This window comes from Modestobacter sp. KNN46-3, from assembly GCF_011039295.1.
This window is the reverse complement of the sequence record NZ_JAAKGN010000038.1, coordinates 25,595-32,934: the sequence shown is the minus strand read 5'-3', so window position 1 is coordinate 32,934 and position 7,340 is coordinate 25,595. Positions and strand designations below refer to the sequence as shown.

At 73.9% G+C, this 7,340-nt stretch carries 8 protein-coding genes; 2 read left to right on the top strand and 6 right to left on the bottom strand.

The annotated features are described in order from the left end of the window. Nucleotides 1-206: 206 nt before the first annotated feature. Both G5C62_RS10820 and G5C62_RS10815 read right to left on the bottom strand, forming a co-directional pair. Entirely contained in the window at nucleotides 207-1,436 is a 1,230-nt protein-coding gene (locus tag G5C62_RS10820; protein ID WP_241175825.1) for an SPFH domain-containing protein, read from the bottom strand. A gap of 112 nt (nucleotides 1,437-1,548) precedes the next feature. Next, nucleotides 1,549-1,980, bottom strand: coding sequence for an NfeD family protein (locus G5C62_RS10815; RefSeq protein ID WP_036338406.1), 432 nt, complete (start codon nucleotides 1,978-1,980; stop codon nucleotides 1,549-1,551). 119 nt (nucleotides 1,981-2,099) lie between these two features. Between G5C62_RS10815 and G5C62_RS10810 the strand changes: the two genes are divergently transcribed. Next, complete coding sequence (locus G5C62_RS10810) at nucleotides 2,100-2,840, top strand: hypothetical protein (RefSeq protein WP_164700969.1); 741 nt, start codon at nucleotides 2,100-2,102, stop codon at nucleotides 2,838-2,840. A gap of 86 nt (nucleotides 2,841-2,926) precedes the next feature. Here the strand turns inward: G5C62_RS10810 and G5C62_RS10805 are convergent, their stop codons facing one another. The 3 genes from G5C62_RS10805 to fabG are packed head-to-tail and all read right to left on the bottom strand — an operon-like array spanning nucleotide 2,927 to nucleotide 5,578. After that, entirely contained in the window at nucleotides 2,927-4,096 is a 1,170-nt protein-coding gene (locus G5C62_RS10805) for a ferrochelatase (protein ID WP_164700968.1), read from the bottom strand. Between the two features lie 7 nt (nucleotides 4,097-4,103). Continuing rightward, complete coding sequence (fabI, locus tag G5C62_RS10800) at nucleotides 4,104-4,871, bottom strand: enoyl-ACP reductase FabI (protein WP_036338413.1); 768 nt, start codon at nucleotides 4,869-4,871, stop codon at nucleotides 4,104-4,106. Between the two features lie 2 nt (nucleotides 4,872-4,873). Further along, nucleotides 4,874-5,578 carry a 3-oxoacyl-ACP reductase FabG gene (gene fabG, locus G5C62_RS10795; RefSeq protein ID WP_036338415.1) on the bottom strand — a complete coding sequence of 235 codons (705 nt, stop codon included), beginning with the start codon at nucleotides 5,576-5,578 and terminating at the stop codon, nucleotides 4,874-4,876. A 138-nt stretch (nucleotides 5,579-5,716) separates the two neighbouring features. Here fabG and G5C62_RS10790 point away from each other — a divergent pair, with 138 nt between their 5' ends. Beyond that, nucleotides 5,717-6,007 (top strand): hypothetical protein, encoded by a 291-nt coding sequence (locus tag G5C62_RS10790; RefSeq protein ID WP_164700967.1) that lies wholly within the window; start codon nucleotides 5,717-5,719, stop codon nucleotides 6,005-6,007. A gap of 51 nt (nucleotides 6,008-6,058) precedes the next feature. Here the strand turns inward: G5C62_RS10790 and G5C62_RS10785 are convergent, their stop codons facing one another. Further along, entirely contained in the window at nucleotides 6,059-7,297 is a 1,239-nt protein-coding gene (locus G5C62_RS10785; RefSeq protein WP_206330578.1) for an MFS transporter, read from the bottom strand. Nucleotides 7,298-7,340 lie beyond the last annotated feature (43 nt).

The window sequence follows — 7,340 nt, the reverse complement described above, 5'->3', positions numbered from 1 at the left end:
TGGACCACGAGGGACCTCCTGGGTCGGTGCGGGTGCTTGGCGGCTCCCACACCCAACCCGGAGGTCCCTCCTCACATCAAGATCAGCTGCTCATCGCAGCGCTGCACCAACCTGTCCGGGCAGTACAACTAGGGGCCTCCAGCCGCGAGCACTGAACGCCGATGGCCCAGAACTCGATGAGTTCTGGGCCATCGGCGTCCAGCGGGTCAGCCCGGGGGCAGCTGGAGCGGGTCGTCGTCCGCGGGGCGGTTGCGCGGGTCGGCGGCCGGGCCGCTCTCCTGCACGTCCTGCTTGACCTGTGACAGCGGCGGCGGTTTGGGGATCTGCGGCGCCGTCTCCCCCGCCGTGTCGGCGATGCTGGACAGCGAGATCTTGGCCTCGGGCTGCTCGGCGGCCGGCGGCAGGTTCGAGTCGAACCAGTTGCTGGTGTCCAGGGACGACGCCGGCGCCTGGGTCGCGCCCTGGGCACCGGAGGACGCGTCGACGTCCAGCCAGCTGCGCTGTCCCTCACCGTCGTCGCCGCCACCCAGCTTGGACAGCCCCTCCAGCGCCTTGCTGAACTCGCTGGGCACGATCCACATCTTGTTGGCGTCGCCCTGGGCGATCTTCGGCAGCGTCTGCAGGTACTGGTAGGCCAGCAGGCCCTGGTCGGGCTTGCCGTCGTGGATGGCCTGGAACACCGTCTCGATGCTCTTCGCCTGCCCCTGCGCCTGCAGGAACAGCGCGGCGCGCTCGCCCTCGGCCCGCAGGATCCGGCTCTGCCGCTCGGCCTCGGCGTCGAGGATCGCGGCCTGCTTCTTGCCCTCCGCGGAGAGGATCGAGGCGGCCTTCTGGCCCTCGGCCGTGGTGATCGCCGACTGCCGCTGCCCCTCGGCGGTCAGGATGACAGCGCGCTTGTCGCGGTCGGCGCGCATCTGCTTCTCCATCGAGTCCTGGATGGAGGGCGGCGGGTCGATCGCCTTGATCTCCACCCGGGCGACCCGCAGGCCCCACGGGCCGGTGGTGCCGTCGAGCACGGTGCGCAGCTGGGAGTTGATGCCGTCCCGGCCGGTCAGCGCACCCTCGAGGTTCAGCCCACCGACGACGTTGCGCAGCGTCGTGGTCGTGAGCTGCTCCATGCCGGTGATGTAGTTGGCGATCCCGTAGACCGCCAGGCGCGGGTCGGTGACCTGGAAGTAGACGACGGTGTCGATGCCGACCTGGAGGTTGTCGGCGGTGATGACCGGCTGCGGCGGGAAGGAGATGACCTGCTCGCGCAGGTCGATCGTCGCGCGCACCCGGTCGACGAACGGCACGAGCAGCGCCAGCCCGGGCGAGAGGGTGCGGCTGTACCGGCCCAGGCGCTCGACCACCTTCGCCTGCGCCTGCGGGACGATCGTCACGCTCTTGGCCAGCACGAAGGCCACCAGCACGGCGATCACGATCAGAGCGATCAAGGCGGGTTCCACGAGGGCGGTGCTCCGTTCCTAGGAGTGGTGCGTCGATCCGATCTTGCCCCGTCCGGCGCCACCTGAGGACCCCTGGGGCCCCGGTCACCCGGACGTCACCTCAGAGACGGCTGACGTAGGCGATCGGCCCCTCGATCTGCACGATCCGCACCTCGGCGCCGACGTCGTAGGTCTCGTCGTCGAGCTGGGTGCGCGCGGTCCACTCGTCGTCGCCCAGCCGGATCCGGCCGGCGGAGTTGTCGACGCGCTGGCTGACCACGGCCTCGCGGCCGACGTAGGTCGCGACGCCGTCGATCTGCTCGGGGGTGCGGTCGACCAGGTGCCGCTTGGCGACGGGCCGGACGAGGACCAGCAGCCCGGCCGAGACGACGATGAACGCGATCACCTGGAGGAGCAGGTCCCCGCCCAGCAGGGCCACGCCCATGCCGCCCAGCGCGCCGCCGGCGAACATCAGCAGGACCAGGTCCAGGCTGGCGACCTCGCCGGCCGCGAACAGGCCTGAGGCGATCAACCAGAGCAACCAGGCGGGCACACTCCGAGTCTGGCACGCGAACGCGTCATCCGGTCGCCGTCCACGCCTGTGCGGCCCGCGGGACGTGGCCGGTCGGTCGGGCGACGGCCGGTGGCGCGGCCGTCGTAGCCTCGTTCACCGTGCACGACATCGCCGCCGGCCGGTTCGCCGTCTGGGCCACCGCCTGGCTCACCGGCCGCAGTTCCTACGACGAGGCACTCGACGTCCTGCTGGGCGAGACGGCCCACCGGGTCGTCGGGCTGCCCGGCACCGACGAGGCGGTACCGCTGGGCTGGGCGCTGAGCTCGCTCCGCGGCCTGGGCGAGCAACGGCTGCGGCTGGTGCTGCCGGTGCCCGGTGACACCCGCGGCCTGCCGGCGGTGCCGGAGCTGGTGGCGCTCGGCCTGGAGGCCGGGCAGGCCGCCGTCGGCACCCGGCTCGCCCTGGTCCCGGAGGCGCTGGGGCCCGAGGCGGTCTCCTGGACGGCGGTCTCCCTGGACGGCGCGCCACCCCTGGCACCGCCGGTGGAGGGCAACCTGCGGGCGGTCTCCGGTGCGCTGGACCTCGCCGTCGGCGACTCCGCCCGCACGCTCGCCGCGCTGGACCTCGCCCGGTGGAACCCCGAGGTCCCCGGGTTGCTGGCCGGGCTGGCCCGGACCGTGCACGCCCCCGGGCTGCCGGCCGACCACGACCCGGTGGCGCTGTCGGTGCTCGGCCGGGCACAGCGGTTGTCCCAGGTGCTGGACCTGGCGATGGCCGACGCGCCGGGAGCCGCGGTCACCCACGCGCAGGCAGCAGCCCGCGACGAGGCGCTGCGCCCGCTGGCGACCGCCGTCCGCGAGGCGACGGTCGCCGCCTACAACTGGATCCCGCGGGGCTGAGCCGCGGCGCTCTCATTGCACGCTCTCCGTGCGCTGTGCCCGCGCCGCAGCACGGGCGATGCGCACGGAGAGCGTGCAGAGCGGCGTCAGGCCGCCGGGCGGGCCGGGCGCTGGACGAAGCAGCAGGACGCCGGGCAGTTGGTGCCCAGCCGCGGCTCGCCGCCTGCCCGGCGCTCGACCAGCAGCTCCCGCAGCGAGGCGACGAACGCCGGGTGCGTGCCCGCGGTCGCCGCCCGGGCGAAGGCCAGGCCCAGTTCGCCGGCGGTCTCCTCGGCCTCGTTGTCCAGGTCCCAGATGACCTCGAGGTGGTCGGAGATGAAGCCGATCGGGAAGAGGACGACGGCGGTCTCCCCCGACTCCGCCAGCGCGCGCAGGTGGTCGTTGACGTCGGGCTCGAGCCACGGCACGGACGGCGGCCCGCTGCGGCTCTGCCACACCAGGTCGAAGTCGCGCCCGGGGGCCGCCGCCTCGACGACCAGCTGGGCGGCTCGCTGCAGCTCGGCCTCGTAGGCGCCACCGCCCGGCCCGGCCACCGCGGCCATCGCGTTCGGGATGCTGTGCGCGGTGGCCACCAGCCGCGCGGTGCCGCGGAACTCCTCGGGCAGCGAGGCGATCGCGGCGGCCAGCGCCTCGGCGTTGGCCTGCACGAAGCCGGGGGCGTCGAAGTAGTGCGGCAGCTTCTCCGCGGTCGGGCCGGTGGGCGCGGACGGGTCGAGCTCCAGCGCGACCCGGGCCCGGGCGACGTCCTCGTGGTACTGCCGGCACCCGGAGAACGAGGCGTAGGCCGAGGTGGCGAGCACGTAGGCGTGCTCGATGCCGTCGTCGGCCATCTGCCGCCAGGCGTCCTCGACGTAGGGCGCCCAGTTGCGGTTGCCCCAGTAGACCGGCAGGTCGATGCCGGCGCCGGTGAGCTCGGCCTCCAGCGCGGCGACCAGCGCCTTGTTCTGGTCGTTGATCGGGCTGACACCGCCGAAGTGGCGGTAGTGCTCGGCGACGGCCTCCAGTCGCTCCGGCGGGATGCCCCGGCCGCGGGTGACGTTGAGCAGGAACGGCATCACGTCGTCGGAGCCCTCCGGGCCACCGAAGCCGAGCACCAGCAGCGCCTCACGGCGCCCGGCCGGCGCCGGTGTGCGGGCCGGCTCGACACCCCCGTTGTTGCGGACCGCGAGCGACGGGGACTCGTCCGGCTGCTGGTCGGGAGGCGTGATGGAGGCCCCGGCGGGGAGGGGGTGCCGGGGGCGCGCGAGGTCGGTCACCTGACCGTCATACCCCCACGGCGTGGAAGCCGCCGTCGACGTGGACGATCTCACCCGTCGTGGCCGGGAACCAGTCCGAGAGCAGCGCGGTGACGGCCTTGCCGGCCGGCTCGGTGTCGGTGACCGACCAGCCCAGCGGGGCGCGACCCTCCCAGGCCTCCTCGAACTGCGCGCTGCCCGGGATCGACTTCATCGCCATGGTGCGCAGCGGGCCGGCCGCGACCAGGTTGACCCGGACGCCCTCGGGGCCCAGCTCACGGGCCAGGTACCGGGACGTCGACTCCAGGGCCGCCTTCGCCGCCCCCATCCAGCCGTAGACCGGCCAGGCGACGGTGGCGTCGAAGGTCAGGCCGACCACCGAGGCGGTGTCGCCGAACAGCGGCCGGCAGGCCTGGGTCAGCGAGGCCAGGGACCACGACGAGACCTGGAACGCCGTCGCCGCGTGCTCCCACGCGACCTCGGGGAACCCCTCGCCCATCGCCTCCTGCGGCGCGAAGCCGATGGAGTGCACCACGCCGTCCAAGCCGTCGACGTGCTCACGCAGCCGGTCGGCCAGCGTGGCCAGGTGCTCGGTGTTCGTCACGTCCAGCTCGACGACCGGCGCCTCCTGCGGCAGCCTCTTCGCGATCCGCTGGCAGAGCGACAGGGCCCGGCCGAAGTTGGAGAGGACGACGGTGGCGCCCTGCTCCTGCGCGAGACGCGCGACCGAGAACGCGATCGACTGCTCGGTCAGCACGCCCGCGATGAGGATCTTCTTGCCGTCCAGAATGCCCATGGTCAGTGCCCCATCCCCAGTCCGCCGTCGACCGGGACGACCGCCCCGGTGATGTACCCCGCCTGCTCGCCCGCCAGGAAGCGGACGACGCCGGCGATCTCGTCTGCCTCGGCCAGCCGGCCCAGCGGCACCTGCCCGAGGATCTCCTGCTGCCGCTTCTCGGGCAGCTCCGCGGTCATGTCTGTCGACACGAACCCCGGCGCGACCACGTTGGCGGTGATGTTGCGGCCACCCAGCTCGCGGGCGATGGAGCGGGCGAGCCCGACCAGGCCGGACTTGCTGGCCGCGTAGTTGACCTGGCCGGCCGAGCCGAGCAGCCCGACGACCGAGGAGATGAAGATCATCCGCCCGGCGCGGGCGCGCACCATCTTCGGCGCCGCCCGCTTGGCGACCCGGTAGGCGGCGGTGAGGTTGGCGTCGATGACGTCGGTGAACGCGTCCTCGCCCATCCGCAGCAGCAGCCCGTCCCGGGTGATGCCGGCGTTGCTGACCAGGACCTCGACGGGCCCCTGGTGCTCCTCGACCTCGGTGAAGGCGCGGTCGACGGCGGCGGCGTCGGTGACGTCGCACTGCACCCCGAACAGCCCTTCCGGGGCGCCGCTGCCGCGGTGGGTCACCGCCACGGAGTCACCCGCCTCGGCGAACGAGCGGGCGATGGCCAGCCCGATCCCGCGGTTCCCACCGGTCACCAGCACCGACCTGCCCACCGTGCTCACCTCGCCGCTCGCCTTGGAAGTCCGGTCTGAACCTAGTCGGTGGCCGCAGGTCACACCCGGGCGAGCCCGGCCGTCATCCGGCGACCGGCCGTCCGAGCGGCCAGGCGGGGGCGGCGGGACACTGGCCGGGTGACGTCGCCCCCGCCGGGCCACCGCGGCCTGGTCCGGTTGCTGAACACCGCCGACGGGCGGGCGCTGTGCCTGGCCGGGGCGGTGGACGCCGACGTCGTCGCGGCCTTCCAGCGCCGCTACGGCCGCGAACCGGTGCGGGTGGACGTGATCGACGCCGGATCGGTGACCTCGCTGTCCGGAGCCGCCCTGGAGCTGGTCCGCGACCACCTGGACGCCGCCGCACTGGGCGGCCGGGCGGTCGCCCTCCGGCGGTCCGCCGCCTTCGGCCGGCTCCTCCAGCAGAGCTGACCGGACCGGGGCGAGGCCACGCACCGCATGACCCACCCCGGCCGACCGGGGTCAGTGCGCGGCCACCGCCGTCGGCCGGGCGAGCCGGACACCGACCGCGGCCACCACGGACAGCGCACCGAGCACCGTGAGCGCGGAACCCAGCCCGTCGAGCGCGCCGCTGAGGGCCAGCACCACCAGCGGGCAGACGAACTGGTCGAGGAACAGCGCCGACGTCCAGACCCCGGTGGCCCGACCGCGCTGCTCGAAGCCCAGCGAACCCAGTGCCCAGCTGAGCAGCGCCGGCAGCAACAGCCCGTTGCCCAGCCCGGTGACGACGGCGCAAACCGCGACCACCGGCACCGACGACGCCATCGCCAGGCCGATCAGCCCCAGGCCGGAGAGGAGGAAGGCCACCGGGATGGTGACCACCGGGCCGAGCCGGGTGAGCCGGCCGAAGGCGAAGGCGCCTGCCGCGGTGCCGAGCGAGCCGATGGCGCTGACCGCACCGATCGTGCCGGTGGACTCGACGCCCAGCGCGTCGAGCTTGAACGACAGCTCCACGATCAGCACGTAGAACACCAGGCCGCCGAAGAGGGTCACGCCGACCGGCGCAGCCAGCTGGTGCCAGGGGAGCGCCGGCAGCTTCCCGGTGCGCGCAGCCGGGCCGGTCGCCGGCTGCCAGATGTGCCGCGCAGCCAGGACGGCGAGCGGCAGGCTCACCGCGTACAGCCAGAACGGCGCCCGCCAGCTGCTCTCGCCCAGCGCGCCGCCCAACCCGAAGAAGAGCGTCGCCGCCACGGTGGTGCACACGACCTGGTAGCCGAAGTACCGCTCCCGCTCGGGGCCGGAGAAGTAGTCGGCCAGCAGCGTGGTGCAGCAGGTCATGATCGCCGCCTCGGTCAGCCCGACCAGCACCCGGCTCGCCACGATGAGCTCCAGCGAGTCCAGCCACAGCGGCGCCGTCCCGACCACGGCGTAGGCGACGAGCGCGCTGACCAGCAGCCGCTTGCGGCCGACCCGGTCCACGATCCGGCCGGCGATCATCGCGGTCAGCCCGATGACCAGGGCAGGCGCGGTGAGCACGATCGGGGTCAGCGCCTGGACCCCGGGCGTGCCGGCGAAGGCGTCCTCGATGGCCGGCAGCACCGGCGCGAGCAGCACCGAGCCAAGCACGGCCAGGCAGCTGGACAGCAGCAGCACGGCGACCTGCGGGCGCCCGGCGGGGCGACCGGTGGCGGGGTCGACGACGACCTGGCCGGCGGGAGGCGGGGCGGACAGCCGCGGGCGGCTCGGTGCGGACTCGGACACGGCATCTCCAGGAGGTCAGCGCCGGTCCACGGTGACCGGCATC

Excerpts from the sequence above, each read along its gene's own strand:
- fabI (WP_036338413.1), bottom strand. The coding sequence starts at position 4,871 with ATGGGCATTCTGGACGGCAAGAAGATCCTCATCGCGGGCGTGCTGACC.